Here is a 17152-nt window from a genome sequence, read left to right as displayed (position 1 = left end):
ATGTGCATCAAATGTTAACGATTGGCCGCTCGCGCCAACCTGCCGCGCCGAACCCCGCGTCTCCCGCCGCCTCATCAGCGTCACGGCCGGGACACACGCACGCCGTAACTTGCCTGGATTTGGCGCGAGCAGCAGGAGGCAGGCAAGGTGACGATTCAGCAGCGATGCCGGCAGATGACCGTGGCATGGACGATGGCGCTGTGCGCGGGCGCGTCCACCGCCGCGACGCTGGTTGACGCGGAGCTCGCCACCGCGCTGCGCGCCACCGCCGAGGCCGGCTCGGCCCCGAGCGTGCGCGTCATCGTGCAATACCGCGACAGCGACGCGCCCCGCGCTGAGTCGGCCCAGGCCGCGCGCGCGCGCCGCAGCAGCCACAAGCAGACCGTCGAGCGCCGGCTGAGCCAGCTCGTCGGCGCCCAGGCCTGGCGCCGCACGCACGACTTCAGCGAACTGCCCATGAACGCGTTCGAGTTGCGTGATGCCGCCGCGCTCGACGCCCTGCTGGCTCACGCCGACGTGGAAGCGGTGTTTGCCGACCGCCCCGTCCACCTCTACACCGATGCGTCGCTGACCCTGGTGCGCCAGCCGCCGGTCGCCAACACCATGCATCGCACCGGGTCGGGCCAGACCATTGCCGTCATCGACACCGGCGTGGACTACACCCAGGCCGGGCTCGGCTCGTGCACGGCGCCGGGCACCGGCAGCGGCTGCAAGGTCGTGGCGTCTTACTACACGGCCACCGGCACATCGAGCCCGCCGTCGGGCAGCGGGCTCGACGACATCGGCCACGGCACCGAGGTGTCGCAAGTGGCGCTGGCGGTGGCGCCCGACGCGCGCATCGCGGCCATCGGCGTGTTCAACGGCGGCACCGCCACGTCGTCGGACATCATCGCCGGCATCAACTGGGCCATCAGCAACCGCAGCACCTACAACATCGTCGCCATCAACATGAGCCTGGGCGACAGCGTGCAGCACACCAGCGCCTGCACCACCTCCAACAACGCCTTCGCGTCGCCCATCAAGACCGCACGCAGCAAGGGCATCGTGGTGGTGGCGGCCTCGGGCAACGACGGCTACAGCGGTGGCATCGGCGCCCCGGCCTGCGTGACCGAGGCGATCGCGGTGGGCGCCGTATACAGCGCCAACTGGGGCGCCATCAGCTGGGCGCCCTGCACCGACAGCAGCACCGCCGCCGACCAGGTCACCTGCTTCTCGGACAGCAGCGCGCTGCTCGACATCTGGGCGCCCGGCGCCTTCTACAACCTGAACGGCAGCAACATCGCCGGCACCTCGTTCGCGTCGCCCATGGTGGCGGGGGCCGTGGCGGTGCTGAAGGCGCAGTTCTCGTCAGACACGGTGAGCACCACCGAGTCGCGCCTGCTCACGAGCAGCACCACCGTGACGGACTCTCGCAACGGCGTGAGCCGCCCGCGGCTCGACCTGGTGTCCGAGCAAGGCGCACCGGCCAATGACGCGTTCGCCAGCGCCACCGCCCTCAGCGGCCTGAGCGTGGGCGGCAGCATTGCCGCAAGCGGCTGGAACTACAACGCCACCAGCGAGAGCGGCGAGCCGCTGCACGCCGGGGTGGCGGGCGGGCATTCGGTGTGGTGGAGCTGGACGGCGCCCGCCGACGGCGTGTTGACCGTGAGCACCGGCGGCAGCGATTTCGACACGCTGCTGGGCGTGTACAGTGGCACGTCGGTGTCCGCCTTGACCACGCTGGCCAGCAACGACGATGCGGGCGCGGGCACCACCAGCAGCGTCACGCTGGCCGTCACGTCCGGGCAGACCTATCGCATCGCGGTGGATGGCAAGAACGGCGCGCTGGGCGGCGTGGCGCTCGGCTTGAGCCTCGCCGCGCCACGCGCCGATCTGAGCGTGGGTGTGTCGTCGAGCAACGCCACGCCGAGCGCGGGCAGCAGCGTGACGGTGAGCGCGCTCGTGCACAACGCCGGGCCATCCAGCGCGGCCAGCACCACGCTAACGCTGACCTTGCCAGCCGGACTGAGCTACGTCAGCGGGCCGGCCGGTTGCAGCGCGAGCACCAGCAACGGCATCACCACCGTCAGCTGCGCCATCGGCAGCCTGGCAGCCAACGCCAGCCAGACGCTGAACTTCACGCTGACCGCGCTGCTCGACGGCACGCAAACCGCCTCGGCCAGCGTGAGCGCCAGCACCGCCGATGCCGCCAGTGGCAACAACGTGGCCAGCGTCAACCTCGACGTCATTGGTGACGGCGGAGCCGACACGCCGCTTCCGGTCTGGGCGCTGGCCTTGCTGGGCGGCGGACTGCTCGGAGCCATCCGTCGCAAGGCCTGATCTGGTTCGCCCACCATGCCGCCCCCTTGGCGGAACGGGCTTCGTCACGCAGACGCCACGGGGCCGCACTAGAGTGCCGGCCCATGAATCAAGAGGTGACGGCTTCCAACCCGGTCGCGCGCGTGCCGTGGCTGCGCATGCTGTTGGTGTTCGCGCTGGTGGCGGGCGGCTTGCAGGCGCTCTGGAGCGCCGCGCGCGGCACGGCGGTCGAACAAGCCGTGATCGACGGCGCCACGGTGCACACCAGCGTGGCGCTGATCGACTGGCTGACGCCCGCGGTGGGCGTGCGCGGCGAGGGCGCGCGCATCCGCGCCCCGGGCGGCGGCATCAACATCCTCAACGGCTGCGAGGGCACCGAGGTGCTGTTTCTGATCGTCGCGGCCATGCTGGCGTATCCGGCCAGTTGGAGCCGCCGCGCCGCCGGCCTGCTGGCGGCCGTGGCGGTGGTGTTCGTGCTCAATCAGGTGCGGCTGCTGACCCTGTTCTACGGCTTGCGCGCGCACCGCGACCTGTTCAGCTCGCTGCACGGCTTGGTGACGCCGCTGGTGCTGGTGCTGTGCTCGGTGCTGTTCTTCATCGGGTGGATGGCCTGGGCCCAGCGCGCCGCTCGCCCGCCTGCCACGCCCGAGTCGGCCTGACATGCCCGCCATGCTGCTGACCGCGCTGGCGCGCTTCGCGGCCGCCACCGTCGTGCTGGGCGCCGTCGCGCTGATCTGGGGCGACGCGCTCGCCCAGGCCTGGCTACCGCTGTGCCGCGCCGAGATCGAGGCGTTCGACGACATCTACGGCATCGACCAGCTGGCGCTGAGCCAGCAAGGCGCCGATCGGGTGATCCGCATGGACGTGCACCAGGCGCGCTACTTCGTGCTGGGCGGTCGCACCGTGGTGCCGCACCCGCTGGGTCGCGCGTCCAGCACGACGCTGGTCGCCAACCTGCTGCTGCCGGCCACCCTGCTGATCGCCAGCGGCCTGACCTGGCCGGCGCGGCGCGCGTGGGGCTACCTGACGCGCCTGCCGCTGTTGGCCGCCGCGACGCTGCTGCTGGCCGCCCTGGACGTGCCGCTGGTGCTGTGGGCCGGCATCTGGGGCCTGCACGTCGAGGCCTTCACGCCCGGCAGCACCTCGCCCGTGCTGGTGTGGGTGGACATGCTGCAAAGCGGTGCCCGCATCGCCCTGCCCCTGGTGGTTGGCGTGCTGCTGGGGTGGGCTTGCGAGCGATGCTGGCCCGCACCGCGCCTGCGCCGCCCCTGAAATCCGGCCGCAGGGGCCACGGCGCGGCGTGGCGGACAATCGCGACATGACGAGCACGCCATCTTCCCCCCCGCTTGCGGCGGCCGATCCGCTGCTGCTGCAGGCGGTGCTGCCGCCGGGCGTCGAGCGCCTGGCCTTCGTCGATCTCGAAACCACCGGCGGCTCGCCCGCCCTGCACCGCGCCACCGAGGTCGGCGTGATCGAGGTCAGCGCGGCGGGTGTGCGCGAGTGGAGCTCGCTGGTCAACCCGCAGACGCCCATCCCGCCCTTCATTCAGAAGCTCACCGGCATCACCGACGCCATGGTGCAAGACGCGCCCCCCTTCAGCATGCTCGCCGCCGAGCTGCATGCGCGGCTGGACGGCGCGCTGTTCGTGGCGCACAACGCGCCCTTCGATCACGGCTTCTTGCAGCAGGAGTTCGAGCGCGTGGGCCAGCTCTTCGAGCCGCGCGTGGTCTGCACGGTGAAGCTGTCGCGCAAGCTGTTCCCCGAGCACGCGCGGCACAACCTCGACGCGCTGGTGCAGCGTCATGGACTGCACTTGCCCGAGGCCGAGCGTCACCGCGCGCTGGGCGATGCGCGGGCAGTCTGGCACTTCTGGCAGCACGTGTGCCGCAACCTGCCGCAGCACACCCTGCACGCCGCCCTGCTGCCGCAGCTCAACGCGAAACGCAAGGCCCCGCGCCGCCCGGCGGTCACGACTTCGTCAGCGTGATCACCTCGTCGGCCACCACCCATTGCTGGTGGGCGTGCTCGAAATCGGCGGCACTGACCTCGCTCACCGACAGCTTGCTGGTGAGATTGAAGTCGGACAGATGACTCGGCAAGCCCGACGACTCGCCGCTGTGCGCGGCCCCGTCCGCCTCGTCCAGATCGGGCCCGCCACGATCGACGGCGGACACCACCAGGCAGGCGCGCAACTCGGCCAGCCCCACCGGCCCGGGGTGCGCGCTTTGCACCAGCGAGTCGAGCTGCCTGAGCGCCTTGTGCAGCACCTCGACGGGTAGATCGCGAAAGCAGTCCGCGCCCTGGCGACGCAGCGCCTTGTCGAGGTAGTTGAGATGCGGAAACACCGACCGCGTGGCCGGATGCAGGTCGAGCACCGCGCTGAGCTGATGCCGCATGCGCTTGAGCTGGTTGCTGCTGATGCCCAGCAAGGTGGCATGCGAAGGCTTGGCCTCGCCGCTGGACGGCAGCGGCATCGGCGCCGAATGGGCCGGCGCGGCACTCGGCCGACTCGGCTCGGGCTCGCGCAGCACCATGTGCACCTGGCCGTCCTTGCGCTGCAGGCTGACCTGACGCACGAACAGATTGCGCATGAACTGCAGCACCGCCTGCGGCCACTCGCTGGCAGGCGCCACCTCGGCCGTCTGCGCTGCGGCACGCGAGCGCTCGCGCTTGCGGTCGGACTCGGTGGAGCGCCGGTCGGCGGAAGCCCGCTGACTGGACGATGCTCGCTTGCTGGTGGGTATGGTGCTCATGGCCGCAACGCTTGAACGCCCTCGCGAGTCGTGAAGCAGTCGCCCTCACGCGACCGCGATGCACCCATGCTAGCCAGACCGCTACAGCCCGCACAGCCGCCCCGCCCCATCCGCAAGCCCGCAGCGTGACGTATTGCCGCGTCGCGACCCACCTTTACATCGGCGCGAGCTAGGGTTGCCCGCCGGCGCGTAAGGCCTCGGCTTGGCGCCAACCCAATTCGTCGCGCGCGTGGCGCAAGTCGCGATCCAGATCGCGCAGCTGATTGCGCAACTTGGCGCGCTCGTCGTCCTTGTCGGCCTTGCGCAAGCGGTCTTCCAGGCTGCGCTGTTGCGAGTCGAGCGACGAGATGCGCTGCTCGGCGTCGTACACCGCGAGTCCCAACTGGTATTGATACAGAAAGGCCGGCTCCAGATCGGGCGGGCAGACGTCACCGTAGCCCTGCCCGGCCCGCCCCACATTCATGCCGTTGGGCGGATAGCAGTATTGGCGGATGCCGCGTTCGCGGGCCTCGAAATAGGTCTTGCGGTCCACCCCCACGCCGGCCTCGGCGCAGGCCTTCGCGTGGTCTTCGACGCGCGATCGCGCCAAGCCCTTCACCCCGTCGTGGTAGCCCACCTCGCGCCAGTCAGCGCTGCGGCATTCTTCTTTCGACATCGAGGCGCAGCCGCTCAGCCACACCATCGCAACCACCGCACCGCTCGAAACAGCACCCCGAACGAGCCGTCGCACGACCGCGGACTTCATGAAAACAGATGCCATGAGCGATGAAGGCAAGGCCAAGCCAATGATGGCGTCGATGATAGGTGAGCGCCCACCACGCCGGCAACTCGCATCGACGTGACGAACCGCACGCGAGGGTCGTCGTCGGCCAGCCTCTGCTCCGAGGCGCCGTCGGCTGTTGAGCCAAGACAATCGCCACCCCTACCCGGTCGCTTAAGCTCGACGCTTTTCGCGGCGTCGCCCGACGCGCCCGGGGCTCAAGTCGAGTCGTCCCGCCGTCTGCCGCCCCGCGCCCCCCCTCTGCCGGTTGTCCTCATGCCCCTGACCTGGAAACCCGAATTCGTCCTCAACCAACCGCAAGTCGACGCCACGCACCGCGAGTTCGTCGATCTGGTCGCCTGCCTGGACGAATCGCAGGGAGAGATGCCGCCAGCCGCGCTCGTCGATCGCTTCAAGCGGCTGATCGCGCACACCATCGACCACTTCGGCCAGGAAGACCGCTGGATGACCATCACCGGCTTCTCGCCCGACAACTGCCACGCCCGCCAGCACAAGATGGTGCTCGACGTGATGCACGAGGTGGTGCGTCTGGCCGAGGTCGAAGGTCATCTGGATCCGCTGCGCCGCATCGTCCTCGAGCTGGAAGAGTGGTTCCCGCAGCATGCCGACATGATGGACGCGGCCCTGGTGTTCCACATGAGCGAAGTCGGCTTCGACCCGGCGCGCCCCGACGCCTTCAAGCCCAAGAACGCCGAGGACGCAGACGCCATCAAGAGCTGCGACGGCTCCAGCTGCGGCTGAATCAGCTCCGCGCGCACGGCTGATCAGACTCACCGGGCGCATGCCACCCGTCACCCGCTGCTCGCCGCGTGGTCAACGCGAGTCGTGATCGTCCGGATCTGACTGCGATGAGGCGGGCGCCTCGCTCCTCTCGGCATCGAGCCCGTGCTGCAATGCGAACGGCAATACGCCCGCCAGTTCAAGCTGCATCACGATCATGTTGACCAGGCTGGTCACCGACGGCCGCCCCGTTTCCACGACGAAATGCGCCGTCTGCCGATACAGCGGGTCCCGCACGCGATAGAGTTCTTTGAGCTTGGCCAGCGGATCGGCCACCTGCAGCAGCGGCCGCTGCGTGTCATGGCGCAGCCGCCTGAACAACTCATCAGGCGTGGAGCGCAGATACACCACCGTGGTGCGCTCATGGAGCGCCCGCCGATTGGCCTCCCGCAGCACGGCACCGCCTCCGGTCGCCAACACGATTCGAGGTTGTGTCACCAACTCGGCGATCACGGCCTCTTCGATGTCGCGAAAGCGATCCTCACCTTCGCGCTCAAAAAAAGAGCGGATCGAACAACCGATCCGCTTTTCGATGACAGCATCGGAGTCGACCAGATCGAATCCGATGCGCCTGGCAAGCTGCCTGCCGGCAGTGGATTTACCACCGCCGGGCAGGCCCACGAGAGCAATGGTCACCGTCTATTCAACTCCAATAACGGGGCCATCACGAATCAGCGCAGCGCGGTGCGATCCGTCACGACCTTCGGCGTGAGGAACACCATCAGCTCCGACTTGCTGGTCTGACGCGTCTTCGTGCGGAACAGATTGCCGAGCACGGGCACGTCGCCCAGATAAGGCACCTTGACCACGCTGTCGCGCTCATCTTCCAGGAAGATCCCGCCGATCACCACCGTGCCGCCGTTCTCGACCAGCACCTGAGTCTTCACGTGCTTGGTGTCGATGGCATAGCCTGCACGGGTTTCCTGCCCGACGCTGTCCTTGTTGACGTCGACATCGAGAATGATGCTGCCCTCGGGCGTGATCTGCGGCGTCACTTCCAGCTTCAGGTTCGCCTTGCGGAAGATGATGGCCGTCGCGCCGCTGGACGTGGCGGTCTGATACGGCAACTCGGTACCCTGTTCGATCACCGCCTTGATCTGGTCTGCCGTGATCACGCGTGGGCTCGACACGATCTTGCCTCGACCTTCCGACTCCAACGCCGAGATTTCGAGGTTGAGCAACCGGTTCGCCGCGCCATTGAGCAGGGTAAACGCAACCGAGCTTGGCGTCACACCCGTACCCAACCCACTGGCAGGCATGTTCACGAAGTTCGAATACGGGATGAAGTCCGGAACATCTTTCACCTGCCCAGTCTGATAACCGGTATTCAAGTAGCTTCCGTTGACCGCCAGACCGTTACCGCCACCAACCTTGAACGGGTTGTAGCTACCGGTCGTCGCACCCAGACGAGCGCCCAGCGAACGCCCCCACGACTCGTCAGCTTCGACGATGCGTGCCTCAATCAAAACCTGTCGCACCGGCACGTCGATCTTGGCAATCAATGCCTGGATTTCTTCCAGCTTTGACGGAATGTCGGACACAAACAACTGGTTGGTGCGTTGCTCAGAAATGGCCGAGCCGCGAGGCGTCAGGATCCGCGACGAAGCGCCACCGCCTCCGCCGCTCGATTGACCCGTCAAGCCCTTCAGAATGTCTTCGGCCTTGGCGTAATTCAACTGGAACGACTGGGTCCGCACCGGCTCCAGCGCGGCGATCTGCTGCTTGGCTTCCAGGTCGATCTTTTCCTTGGTGTTGATCTCATCCTTCGGCGCAATCCACAGCACATTGCCGGATTTGCGCACACCCAAGCCCTTGGCTTGCAGGATGATGTCCAGGGCCTGATCCCAAGGGACGTCCTTCAGACGGAGGGTGACGTTGCCGGTCACCGTGTCGCTGGTCACCACGTTGAAGTTGGTGAAGTCGGCAATCACCTGAAGCAGCGCACGAACTTCAATGTTCTGGAAATTCAATGACAGCTTCTCACCCGAATAACCGGGGCCCTGCGTCAGCTTGTTGGGGTCCACCTTTTGCGGGCGAACTTCCAGCACAAACTGGTTATCGGTCTGATATGCCGAGTGTTCCCACGCACCGCGCGGCTCCACGGTCAGACGCACACGGTCACCCACCTGCACGGCCTGCATGCTCTGCACCGGCGTGCCAAAGTCGGTCACGTCAAAGCGTTTGCGCAGGTTCTGCGGCAGCGTGGCGCGCTGGAACTCGACCACCAGGCTCTGCCCCTGCTGACGAATGTCAACACCCACCTGGTTGTTAGGCAACTCCACGACGACGCGGCCGGCGCCGTCCTGCCCTCTACGGAAGTCGACATCGCGGATGGCGCTAGGCGAGTTGTTCAGGCTTTCTGCAAACTTGGTGGTACCCGCAGTTTCACCAGCCTTCGGTGACGCCGAAGCCGCCGCAGCCGGAGCTGCCGCAGCATTGGCCGCCGGCTCGATGATCACGAGCAGCGACTTGCCTTCGAGTTGCGCCTTGTATGTGGACGGTGTGCGTAGATTCAGCACGACACGCGTGCGGTCACCGGCCTGCGCCATGTTCACCGAACGCAGGTTGCCCTGGTTCACATCAATCAGGCTCCGCCCCGTCGCGTTGGCAATCGACGGGAAATCCAGCGCGATACGAGGTGGTGTCTGCACCACAAAACCTTGCGGCACCGCGGCAAGCGGCTCGGCGAGTTCGATGCGCAGCACCTGCGCACCAGCTTGCTGCGTGCTGTTGATCGACTGAATGGCATTTTCGGCCCACGCTTGCGGGGCCGCCACGCACAAGGCCAGCGAAGCCAGCACCCAACGCAATCGTTTCATGATTCTGTTCTCCTGCACATTCGTCACTTTGCGTTCTCCTGCAGTTGCAGGTTGGTCTGGCGTTCGATCCATTCACCCGACGCGTCCTGCACGATCTCACGCAATTCGATATCCGTTTCAGTGATCTTCATGACCTTGCCGAAGTTTTGCCCCAGGTAATCGCCCTGCTTTACCTGATACAGCAAACCATCGGCCTTGATCAAGGCGTACGAAGACCCCTTGCGATTCACGCTGCCCACCATCGTCATGCTGTCCAGAGGAAAGGCTTCCAGTGGCTCGCGACGGCGATTCATTTCAGCCGCCATCAAGGAATTCGGCTGATGCGCCTCTTGCTTGAGGGCCACCGTGAGCTTTTGCATGGCAAACGGGTCAACCGCATCCGCAACCGAATACGGATCAGGGTCGAATTTCTTAGGCGGCTTGAGCGGCGGCACGTTCGGTCGCACCTCTCGCTTCTGTTGATCCATCCAGGCCTGCAATTCCTCGCTATCCGAGCTGCAAGCCCCCAGGGTCATCAAGACCAGAGCCGCACACAACCATGCGCCGGAACGTCTCATCATTTCTTGCCTCCGGCATCCTTCTTGGCTTTGGCTTGCGCCGCGCGCTGCTCTTCCACCTCTGCCGGATCAAGATAGCGGTAAGTACGCGCCACTGCATCCATGGCCAGACCCGTCGTGGCATCTTTGCCGTTCTGATAGCCGATCGTCACGTTGTGAAGCGTGACAATCCGCGACAAGTTTGCGATGTCCGCAGCGAAAGCGCCCACGTCGTGATAGCGCCCCGTCACGCGGATGTTGATCGGCAACTCGGCGTAGTAGTCCTTGACTGCCACCTGCCCTGGCTTGAACAGCTCGAACTGCAACCCACGCCCCAGTCCAGCCTGGTTGATATCGGACAGCAGCGCATCCATCTCGGCCTTGCCAGGCAGTTGCTTTTCAAGCTGCGTCACGTATTCCTGAACCTGCGCCTTCTGCTTGCGCAGTTCGTCCAGATTCACCGCCTGCGTCAGCTTGGAGCGATATTCCTCTTTGAGCTTGGGCTCCTTCTCGCGCTGAGCTTGAAGGTCATCACTGGTCGACGACAGCAGCGCGACCCACCCCAAGCCAATGGCCACCGCGACCACGGCCAAGAAGGTCGCCGCCTTCGGCAGCAACGGCCATTGCCCAGGCTCGTTTGGATTGAGTCCCTTGAATTGGGACTGCGCCTCCATGAAGACGCTATTGAGGTCGAAATTTACTTTTGGACTTGTTGCCATGACAACGCCTTATTCGGATCCTGCACGCGTCAGGGCTGCTTGCCGCTCGCGGCGGCGGCCGGGGCGGACGCTGCCGCTCCATGCTTGCCCGCCTCGGGCTGAACATCTTGGGTACGCTTCAAGGTCAGGCGCACAGAGAAGCCAAACAGCATCTTCTTGCCGTCCTGCGACTTCACGGCCTTGATCTCTTGCAGCTCAGGCCGCTCCAGCCACGGCGAGTTGTAGGCGGTGTTGCGCAAGAACTCGGACACCCGCTCGTTCGACAGCGTCATGCCCGACACCATCACGCTTTGCCCATCTTGCTTGATGGACATCAGGTACATCCCATCGGGCGTCTGCCGCACAAGCTCGTTCAGCAAATGCACCGGTGTGTTGCGATCAGTCTGCAGGTCTTCAACAGCCTTTTGACGGGCCTTCAGAGACTCGATATCAGCCTTGAGCGAAGCGATGTCCTTGATCTGATCTTCGAGCTTGCGAATTTCAGCCGACAGCGCATCGTTCTTGCCGGCCTGCGCCGAGATCATTTCTTGCAAGACCGCGTACCAGAGTCCGACGATCACGGCACCCACGGCAGCCGCTGCGCCCAAACCGATGAAAAAGGTCTGTTTGCGACGCTTGCGTTTTTCTTCGCGGTGCGGAAGGAGGTTGATCAAAATCATTGGAGGAATCTCCGCATCGCCAGACCACAGGCTGTGAGATACGAAGGTGCCTCACGACGCAATTTGCTTTCACGAACCGCTGAACCGAGCTTCATGCCATCGAAGGGATTCACGATCATTGCCGCAAATCCCGTCAATTCGGTTACGCGCTCCTTGAGCCCCGGCAGGGTGGCGGTACCGCCTGCCAGCATGATGTAGTGCACCTTGTGGTGCGGCGTGCTGGTGAAGAAATACTGCAGCGCGCGACCGATTTCTTGAGCCAGGCTATCGACAAACGGATTCAGGATCGAGGTTTGATAGTCTTCCGGCAACTCGCCCGAAAGCTTTTTCTGTTCGGCTTCTTCAAACGAAAAACCATATTGACGAGAGATCAGCTGGGTGAGTTGTCCGCCGCCGAAAGCCTGGTCGCGGTCATACAGCAATTCGTCGTCGCGCAGCACTTTCAAACTGGTGTTTTCGGCACCGATCTCGAACAAGGCGACCAACGCGTCCTGCCCCTCATTGGGCAGCGCATCGACCAGACGCTCCATCGCCAGCCGCGACGCATGCGACTCGATGTCCAGCACCATCGGCTTGAGCCCGGCTGCCTCGGCCAAACCCTGGCGATCCTGCACGCGGTCTTTGCGCGAGGCGGCAATCAGTACCTCGACATCGCCGACCGACGTGGCGCTGGGCCCGATCACGCAGAAGTCAAGGCTGACTTCGTCAAGCGAGAACGGAATATATTGATTGGCTTCGGTTTCGACCTGAACTTCCAGGTCTTCTTCCCGCAGGCCGGCCGGCAGCATGATTTTCTTGGTAATCACGGCCGATTGCGGCATGGCCATGGCCACATACTTGGTCTTGGTGCCGCTCTTGGCAACGACTTTGCGCACCGCCTCGGCCACCTCGTCGAATTTCTCAATTTGACCATCGGCGATCCAGCCCTTTTCAAAAGGCTCGGAAGCAAATCGCTCCAACACGTATTCGCCGGTATTTGACTGGCTCAACTCGACCAATTTGACACTGGATGAGCTGATGTCCAAGCCAATCATGGGTGGGTGTTTGCGACCCAAGAGAACGTCTAGAAAACTCACACCGTCCCCCACGCGCAGCAATGTGCGCTGGAATGTTAATAACCTACTTCAATGCTAGCAGTAAAGCTTTTGACCTTGAAAGGTTTCTAGCCTCGTGAAAACACTGTCTCGTTGCATACGCCACACGCCTTACAACAGGTCACAACATACCCGTCCGGGGAAATGTCGATCGATAGAAAAGATGGGTTTTTGGACTAAACCGCAGGTGTCAGCCGGCATTTCTATAATCGCCGCCATCACCTCTTTCGCAGGCTCATGACCGATTCCAACCGCGCGGCGGCGCCGGATCACCGCGCAGCATCGTCCACCCGCTCCATCTGGGTTCAATGGCTTCTGAAGCCGCTGGCTTGGCTCATCGGCCTCGCCGCCGCTGGCGCGTTGGGCGGCCTGACGCTGGCCGCCCTGGCCTTGGCCGTCGCCTACCCCAACCTGCCCGAACTCAGCGGCCTGGTCGACTACCGCCCCAAGCTGCCCATGCGGATCTACTCGGCCGACCAGGTTTTGATTGGCGAGTACGGCGAGGAGCGCCGCCACTTCACGCCGATCAAAGAGATCCCGAAGGTGATGCAAAACGCCGTGCTGGCCATCGAGGACGCGCGCTTCTACCAACACCGGGGCGTGGACTACCAAGGCGTGATCCGTGCCGGGCTGGCGAACTTCGCCGAGGCGCGCAGCCAGGGGGCGTCGACGATCACGATGCAGGTGGCGCGAAATTTCTATCTCCCGACTGAAAAAACGTTCACCCGCAAGATCTACGAGATCCTGCTGGCGTTGAAGATCGAGAGTCTGCTGAGCAAGGATCAGATCCTCGAGATCTACATGAACCAGATCTACCTGGGCCAGCGCGCCTACGGCTTCGCGTCGGCGTGCGAGATCTATTTCGGCAAATCTTTGAAAGACATTACGGTGGCCGAGGCAGCGATGTTGGCCGGCCTGCCTAAAGCCCCATCGGCCTACAACCCGATCAACAACCCGAAGCGGGCCACCACGCGGCAGCAATACATCATCGACCGCATGCTGGAAAACGGCTTCATCACCCAGCAACAGCACGACCAGGCCAAGGCCGAGGTGCTGCACTACCACGTGCGCGAGCCGCTGCCGCTGCACGCCGAGTTCGTGGCCGAGGCGGCGCGCCAGCTCATCTTCAACCAATACGGCGACGATGCCTACACGCGCGGCATCAACGTCTACACCACCATCCGTTCGCAAGACCAGAACGTGGCCTACCGCGCGCTGCGCAAGGGCATCCTCGACTACGAACGGCGCCAGGCCTATCGCGGCCCCGAGGCCTACGTCGACCTGCCGGCCGACCCCAAGAACCTCGACACCCGGATCGCCGAAGCGCTCGACGAGCACCCGGACAACGACGAGATCAAGGCCGCCGTTGTGCTGCAGGCCGGCCCCAAGCAGGTGACGGCCGAGTTGCAAAGCGGCGAGTCGATCACCGTGACGGGCGACGGCCTGCGCCCGGTCGCCTTTGCGCTGTCGGACAAGGCCAGCCCGAAGATCCAGATCCGCCGCGGCGCCGTGGTGCGCGTGGTCAAGAACAGCAAGGGTGACTGGACGATCACCCAGCAACCCGAGGTCGAGGGCGCCTTCGTGTCCATGGACCCGGTGTCGGGCCAGATTCGCGCGATGGTGGGCGGCTTCGACTACGCCAAGAACAAGTTCAACCACGTGACGCAGGCGTGGCGCCAGCCCGGCTCCAGCTTCAAGCCCTTCATCTACTCGGCCTCGCTCGAAAAGGGCTTCACGCCGGCCACGATGATCAACGATGCCCCGCTGTTCTTCGACGCCGGCACCACCGGCAGCCAGCCCTGGGAGCCCAAGAACTACGACGGCACCTTCGACGGCCCCATGACCATGCGTCGCGGCTTGGCCAAGTCGAAGAACATGATCTCGATCCGCATCCTGCGCTCGATCGGCACCGGCTACGCCCAGCAGTGGGCGACCCGCTTCGGCTTCGAGGCCGACAAGCATCCCGCCTACCTGACCATGGCCCTGGGCGCCGGCTCGGTCACACCCATGCAGATGGCCGATGCGTACGCGGTGTTTGCCAACGGCGGCTACCGCGTCAACCCGGCGCTGGTGACCCGCGTCACCGACTCCAAGGGCAAGGTGCTGGTGGATGTGGCGCCGCACGTACCCGACGAGAGCTTCCGCGCCATCGACGCCCGCAATGCCTTCGTGATGACCAGCCTGCTGCAGGAAGTCACCCGCTCCGGCACGGCGGCGCGCGCCCAGGCAACGCTCAAGCGCCCCGACATCTACGGCAAGACCGGCACCACCAACGATTCGATGGACGCCTGGTTTGCCGGCTACACCCGGCACCTGGTGGCGGTGGTCTGGATCGGCTACGACCAGCCCCGCAAGCTCGGCGACAAGGAAACCGGCGGCGGCCTGTCGCTGCCCATCTGGATCGACTACATGAGCACCGCGCTCAAGGGCGTGCCGGTGGACGAGCCGCCCGCGCCCGAAGGCCTGGTGAACGTCAACGGAGAGTGGTTCTACGAGGAATACACCCGCTCAACCGGCGTGACCGGACTGGAAGACAAGGCCGCGCCGAACACGCCCGAGGAAGAGAAGAAAAGCATCCTCGACCTGTTCAAGAACTGAGCCCGGTGCGGCGCGCCTCGCCGATCAGCCGCCCGACGGGGCAAAACTCAGCGCCACACGACCCTGCTCGGACGCGCACGCCGACAAGGTCGCAAAGAAGTCGCCCCCATCGCGGGTGTCGCGCCATTGGCCATCGACGTACTTGAAGTGATACCCGCCGCGCCGCGCTGCCAGCCACAGCTCGTGCAGCGGCGGCTGGGTGTTGACGATGATCTTGCTGCGATCCGGAAAGCTCAGCTCCAGCAAGCCTCCGGTGCGAGCGGCGTCGATGTCGATCACATCCCCTTCCAGCCAGCGATCCACCTGCGCCTCGATGCAGGCCAGCACGGCGGCCGCCTCACTCTGGTATTGCGCGTCCGTCAACGGGGTGGGAACCAGCTCGGTTGTCATGATCTTTAGAATCGCCAGATGTTTAAACACTCGACGTCCATTCTAGGCAGCATGCGTCAGGCCGTTGGCCATTGGCGCCCGAGCCCCACTGGCTTCGTTGGAATGCTGATCGTGTGCCTGCCCCTCGGGTTGGGCCTGGGCGGATGCGGCCAGAAGGGCCCGTTGTACCTGCCCGACCCCAACGCGCCCGCCAAGCAGACCAAATCGCGCCCAGCAGCGCCCGCCCCCGCGGCCGCCAGCTCCCCGGCCGACGCTGCCGCGCAGCCCTAAAGCCCCTCACCGCCCACGTGCCCACCATGACCCTTCCCGGCTCCCCTCACATCGCCTATCGCGGCAACGATCTCTTCATTGACGGCTGCTCGGCGCGCGACCTCACCGCGCGCTTCGGCACGCCGCTCTACGTGTACTCGCGCCAAGCCATGCTGACCGCGCTGGCGCCGTATCGGCAAGCCCTGGCAAGCCGCCCGCATCTGGTGTGCTACGCGATGAAGGCCAACTCGAACCTCGCCGTGCTGCAGACCTTTGCCCAGGCCGGCTGCGGCTTCGACATCGTCTCGGGCGGTGAGCTGGAGCGCGTGCTCGCCGCCGGCGGCGACCCGGCCAAGGTGGTGTTCTCAGGTGTGGGCAAAACGCGCGCCGAGATGCGCCGCGCGCTCGAAGCCGGCGTGCGCTGCTTCAACATCGAGAGCCTGCCCGAGCTCGACGTGCTGTCCGACGTGGCCACGCAACTCGGCAAGCGCGCGCCGGTCAGCCTGCGCGTCAACCCCGACGTCGACGCCAAGACCCACCCCTACATCTCGACCGGCCTCAAGGGCAACAAGTTCGGCATCGCCCACGAAGAAGCGGTGGCCGCCTACCAGCACGCCGCCAGCCTGCCCGGCCTGGACGTGGTCGGCATCGATTGCCACATCGGCTCGCAGATCACCGAAACCTCGCCCTACCTGGACGCGCTCGACCGGGTGCTCGATCTCGTCGAAGCGATTGAAGCCCGAGGCATCAAGCTGCACCACCTCGACCTTGGTGGCGGCCTGGGCATCACCTACACCGACGAAACCCCGCCGTCGGCCGACACTTTGATCGGCCAGATGCTGGCCAAGATCGACGCCCGCGGCCATGGCCAGCGCGAAATCCTGCTCGAACCCGGCCGCTCGCTGGTCGGCAACGCTGGCGTGCTGCTGACCGAGGTGCTGTACCTCAAGCCGTCACCGCAAAAGAACTTCTGCGTGGTGGACGCCGCCATGAACGACCTGATGCGCCCCGCCCTGTACGAAGCCGTGATGCGTATCGTGCCCTGCCAAAGCAGCGGCGGCACCGCGCAAACCTGGGACATCGTCGGCCCGGTGTGCGAATCGGGTGACTGGTTGGGCCGCGACCGCGAACTGGCCGTGGCACCAGGCGACACCCTGGCCGTGCTCTCGGCCGGCGCCTACGGCATGAGCATGGCCAGCAACTACAACACGCGCGGCCGCCCGGCCGAGGTGATGGTGGACGGCGACCGCGCCACGCTGATCCGTGCGCGAGAAACCACCGCCGAACTACTGGCTGCCGAACTCAAGCTGCTGCAGACTTGAGCGCGGCGGGCATCGGCGCCGATGCCAACCACGATTCGGGCACAAAAAAGCCGCCCCGAGGGGCGGCTTTTGATCGAGTGGCGATCAGCTGCGAGCCGGATCAGAACTCGTGCTTCATGCCAACAGCGTAGCCCGTCTTGCTCTTGCCGTCGGT

The 17152-nt window shown here is 65.1% G+C and carries 16 protein-coding genes and 1 pseudogene; 8 read left to right on the top strand and 9 right to left on the bottom strand.

Going from position 1 to position 17152, the window contains the following annotated elements:
- Positions 1 to 174: 174 nt before the first annotated feature.
- From ACE3SS_RS03015 to ACE3SS_RS03000, 4 genes and pseudogenes are all read left to right on the top strand, one after another.
- Positions 175 to 2319 carry a S8 family serine peptidase gene (locus ACE3SS_RS03015; protein ID WP_374591186.1) on the top strand — a complete coding sequence of 715 codons (2145 nt, stop codon included), beginning with the start codon at positions 175 to 177 and terminating at the stop codon, positions 2317 to 2319.
- Between the two features lie 83 nt (positions 2320 to 2402).
- On the top strand, positions 2403 to 2957 hold the full coding sequence (locus ACE3SS_RS03010; protein ID WP_374591183.1) for an exosortase/archaeosortase family protein: 555 nt from the start codon (positions 2403 to 2405) through the stop codon (positions 2955 to 2957).
- 1 nt (position 2958) lies between these two features.
- Complete coding sequence (locus ACE3SS_RS03005) at positions 2959 to 3570, top strand: hypothetical protein (protein ID WP_374591180.1); 612 nt, start codon at positions 2959 to 2961, stop codon at positions 3568 to 3570.
- A gap of 91 nt (positions 3571 to 3661) precedes the next feature.
- Positions 3662 to 4207, top strand: a pseudogene (locus ACE3SS_RS03000) (PolC-type DNA polymerase III); the annotation flags it as partial.
- Positions 4208 to 4265: 58 nt separating this feature from the next.
- On the opposite strand, the gene ACE3SS_RS02995 reads toward ACE3SS_RS03000, so the two are convergent.
- Both ACE3SS_RS02995 and ACE3SS_RS02990 read right to left on the bottom strand, forming a co-directional pair.
- A complete protein-coding gene (locus tag ACE3SS_RS02995) occupies positions 4266 to 5051 on the bottom strand; it encodes a hypothetical protein (RefSeq protein ID WP_374591177.1) in 786 nt (261 codons plus the stop codon).
- Positions 5052 to 5220: 169 nt separating this feature from the next.
- On the bottom strand, positions 5221 to 5796 hold the full coding sequence (locus tag ACE3SS_RS02990; RefSeq protein WP_374591174.1) for a DUF2799 domain-containing protein: 576 nt from the start codon (positions 5794 to 5796) through the stop codon (positions 5221 to 5223).
- 291 nt (positions 5797 to 6087) lie between these two features.
- Between ACE3SS_RS02990 and ACE3SS_RS02985 the strand changes: the two genes are divergently transcribed.
- Entirely contained in the window at positions 6088 to 6573 is a 486-nt protein-coding gene (locus tag ACE3SS_RS02985; protein WP_374591171.1) for a hemerythrin domain-containing protein, read from the top strand.
- A 72-nt stretch (positions 6574 to 6645) separates the two neighbouring features.
- Here the strand turns inward: ACE3SS_RS02985 and ACE3SS_RS02980 are convergent, their stop codons facing one another.
- From ACE3SS_RS02980 to ACE3SS_RS02955, 6 genes are read right to left on the bottom strand one after another with little or no spacing between them, the layout of a single operon-like run.
- Positions 6646 to 7248 (bottom strand): shikimate kinase, encoded by a 603-nt coding sequence (locus ACE3SS_RS02980; RefSeq protein WP_374591168.1) that lies wholly within the window; start codon positions 7246 to 7248, stop codon positions 6646 to 6648.
- A 35-nt stretch (positions 7249 to 7283) separates the two neighbouring features.
- Positions 7284 to 9431 (bottom strand): type IV pilus secretin PilQ, encoded by a 2148-nt coding sequence (gene pilQ, locus ACE3SS_RS02975; protein ID WP_374591165.1) that lies wholly within the window; start codon positions 9429 to 9431, stop codon positions 7284 to 7286.
- Positions 9432 to 9454: 23 nt separating this feature from the next.
- Positions 9455 to 9991, bottom strand: a complete 537-nt coding sequence (locus ACE3SS_RS02970; protein WP_374591162.1) for a pilus assembly protein PilP — start codon at positions 9989 to 9991, stop codon at positions 9455 to 9457.
- Positions 9988 to 10686 carry a type 4a pilus biogenesis protein PilO gene (locus ACE3SS_RS02965; protein ID WP_374591159.1) on the bottom strand — a complete coding sequence of 233 codons (699 nt, stop codon included), beginning with the start codon at positions 10684 to 10686 and terminating at the stop codon, positions 9988 to 9990. Before ACE3SS_RS02965 ends, ACE3SS_RS02970 begins: the two co-directional genes overlap by 4 nt.
- A gap of 29 nt (positions 10687 to 10715) precedes the next feature.
- Entirely contained in the window at positions 10716 to 11345 is a 630-nt protein-coding gene (locus tag ACE3SS_RS02960; RefSeq protein WP_374591156.1) for a PilN domain-containing protein, read from the bottom strand.
- Positions 11342 to 12379 carry a pilus assembly protein PilM gene (locus tag ACE3SS_RS02955; protein WP_374591153.1) on the bottom strand — a complete coding sequence of 346 codons (1038 nt, stop codon included), beginning with the start codon at positions 12377 to 12379 and terminating at the stop codon, positions 11342 to 11344. The genes ACE3SS_RS02960 and ACE3SS_RS02955 overlap by 4 nt, the downstream gene beginning before the upstream one ends.
- Positions 12380 to 12676: 297 nt before the next feature.
- Between ACE3SS_RS02955 and ACE3SS_RS02950 the strand changes: the two genes are divergently transcribed.
- The gene (locus ACE3SS_RS02950; protein WP_374591150.1) at positions 12677 to 15037 is read left to right on the top strand and encodes a penicillin-binding protein 1A; all 2361 of its coding nucleotides are present in this window, start codon (positions 12677 to 12679) and stop codon (positions 15035 to 15037) included.
- Between the two features lie 24 nt (positions 15038 to 15061).
- Here the strand turns inward: ACE3SS_RS02950 and cyaY are convergent, their stop codons facing one another.
- Positions 15062 to 15427 (bottom strand): iron donor protein CyaY, encoded by a 366-nt coding sequence (cyaY, locus tag ACE3SS_RS02945; RefSeq protein ID WP_374591147.1) that lies wholly within the window; start codon positions 15425 to 15427, stop codon positions 15062 to 15064.
- Positions 15428 to 15538: 111 nt separating this feature from the next.
- On the opposite strand from cyaY, the gene ACE3SS_RS02940 reads away from it, so the two are divergent.
- Together ACE3SS_RS02940 and lysA are read left to right on the top strand one after the other, a co-directional pair.
- The gene (locus ACE3SS_RS02940; protein ID WP_374591144.1) at positions 15539 to 15697 is read left to right on the top strand and encodes a lipoprotein; all 159 of its coding nucleotides are present in this window, start codon (positions 15539 to 15541) and stop codon (positions 15695 to 15697) included.
- 26 nt (positions 15698 to 15723) lie between these two features.
- Complete coding sequence (gene lysA / locus ACE3SS_RS02935) at positions 15724 to 16998, top strand: diaminopimelate decarboxylase (protein ID WP_374591141.1); 1275 nt, start codon at positions 15724 to 15726, stop codon at positions 16996 to 16998.
- Positions 16999 to 17152: the final 154 nt, after the last annotated feature.

The sequence above is a fragment of the Aquabacterium sp. genome, from assembly GCF_041915145.1.
GTDB lineage: Bacteria > Pseudomonadota > Gammaproteobacteria > Burkholderiales > Burkholderiaceae_C > Aquabacterium.
This window is presented reverse-complemented; position numbering and strand designations above follow the sequence as displayed.

What these genes read in the sequence shown, in the direction of transcription:
- ACE3SS_RS03015 (WP_374591186.1), top strand. Translation starts at nt 175, where the DNA reads ATGACCGTGGCATGGACGATGGCGCTGTGCGCGGGCGCGTCCACCGCC.
- ACE3SS_RS03010 (WP_374591183.1), top strand. Translation starts at nt 2,403, where the DNA reads ATGAATCAAGAGGTGACGGCTTCCAACCCGGTCGCGCGCGTGCCGTGG.
- ACE3SS_RS03005 (WP_374591180.1), top strand. Translation starts at nt 2,959, where the DNA reads ATGCCCGCCATGCTGCTGACCGCGCTGGCGCGCTTCGCGGCCGCCACC.
- ACE3SS_RS02995 (WP_374591177.1), bottom strand. Translation starts at nt 5,051, where the DNA reads ATGAGCACCATACCCACCAGCAAGCGAGCATCGTCCAGTCAGCGGGCT.
- ACE3SS_RS02990 (WP_374591174.1), bottom strand. Translation starts at nt 5,796, where the DNA reads ATGAAGTCCGCGGTCGTGCGACGGCTCGTTCGGGGTGCTGTTTCGAGC.
- ACE3SS_RS02985 (WP_374591171.1), top strand. Translation starts at nt 6,088, where the DNA reads ATGCCCCTGACCTGGAAACCCGAATTCGTCCTCAACCAACCGCAAGTC.
- pilQ (WP_374591165.1), bottom strand. Translation starts at nt 9,431, where the DNA reads ATGAAACGATTGCGTTGGGTGCTGGCTTCGCTGGCCTTGTGCGTGGCG.
- ACE3SS_RS02970 (WP_374591162.1), bottom strand. Translation starts at nt 9,991, where the DNA reads ATGATGAGACGTTCCGGCGCATGGTTGTGTGCGGCTCTGGTCTTGATG.
- ACE3SS_RS02965 (WP_374591159.1), bottom strand. Translation starts at nt 10,686, where the DNA reads ATGGCAACAAGTCCAAAAGTAAATTTCGACCTCAATAGCGTCTTCATG.
- ACE3SS_RS02960 (WP_374591156.1), bottom strand. Translation starts at nt 11,345, where the DNA reads ATGATTTTGATCAACCTCCTTCCGCACCGCGAAGAAAAACGCAAGCGT.
- ACE3SS_RS02955 (WP_374591153.1), bottom strand. Translation starts at nt 12,379, where the DNA reads ATGATTGGCTTGGACATCAGCTCATCCAGTGTCAAATTGGTCGAGTTG.
- ACE3SS_RS02950 (WP_374591150.1), top strand. Translation starts at nt 12,677, where the DNA reads ATGACCGATTCCAACCGCGCGGCGGCGCCGGATCACCGCGCAGCATCG.
- cyaY (WP_374591147.1), bottom strand. Translation starts at nt 15,427, where the DNA reads ATGACAACCGAGCTGGTTCCCACCCCGTTGACGGACGCGCAATACCAG.
- lysA (WP_374591141.1), top strand. Translation starts at nt 15,724, where the DNA reads ATGACCCTTCCCGGCTCCCCTCACATCGCCTATCGCGGCAACGATCTC.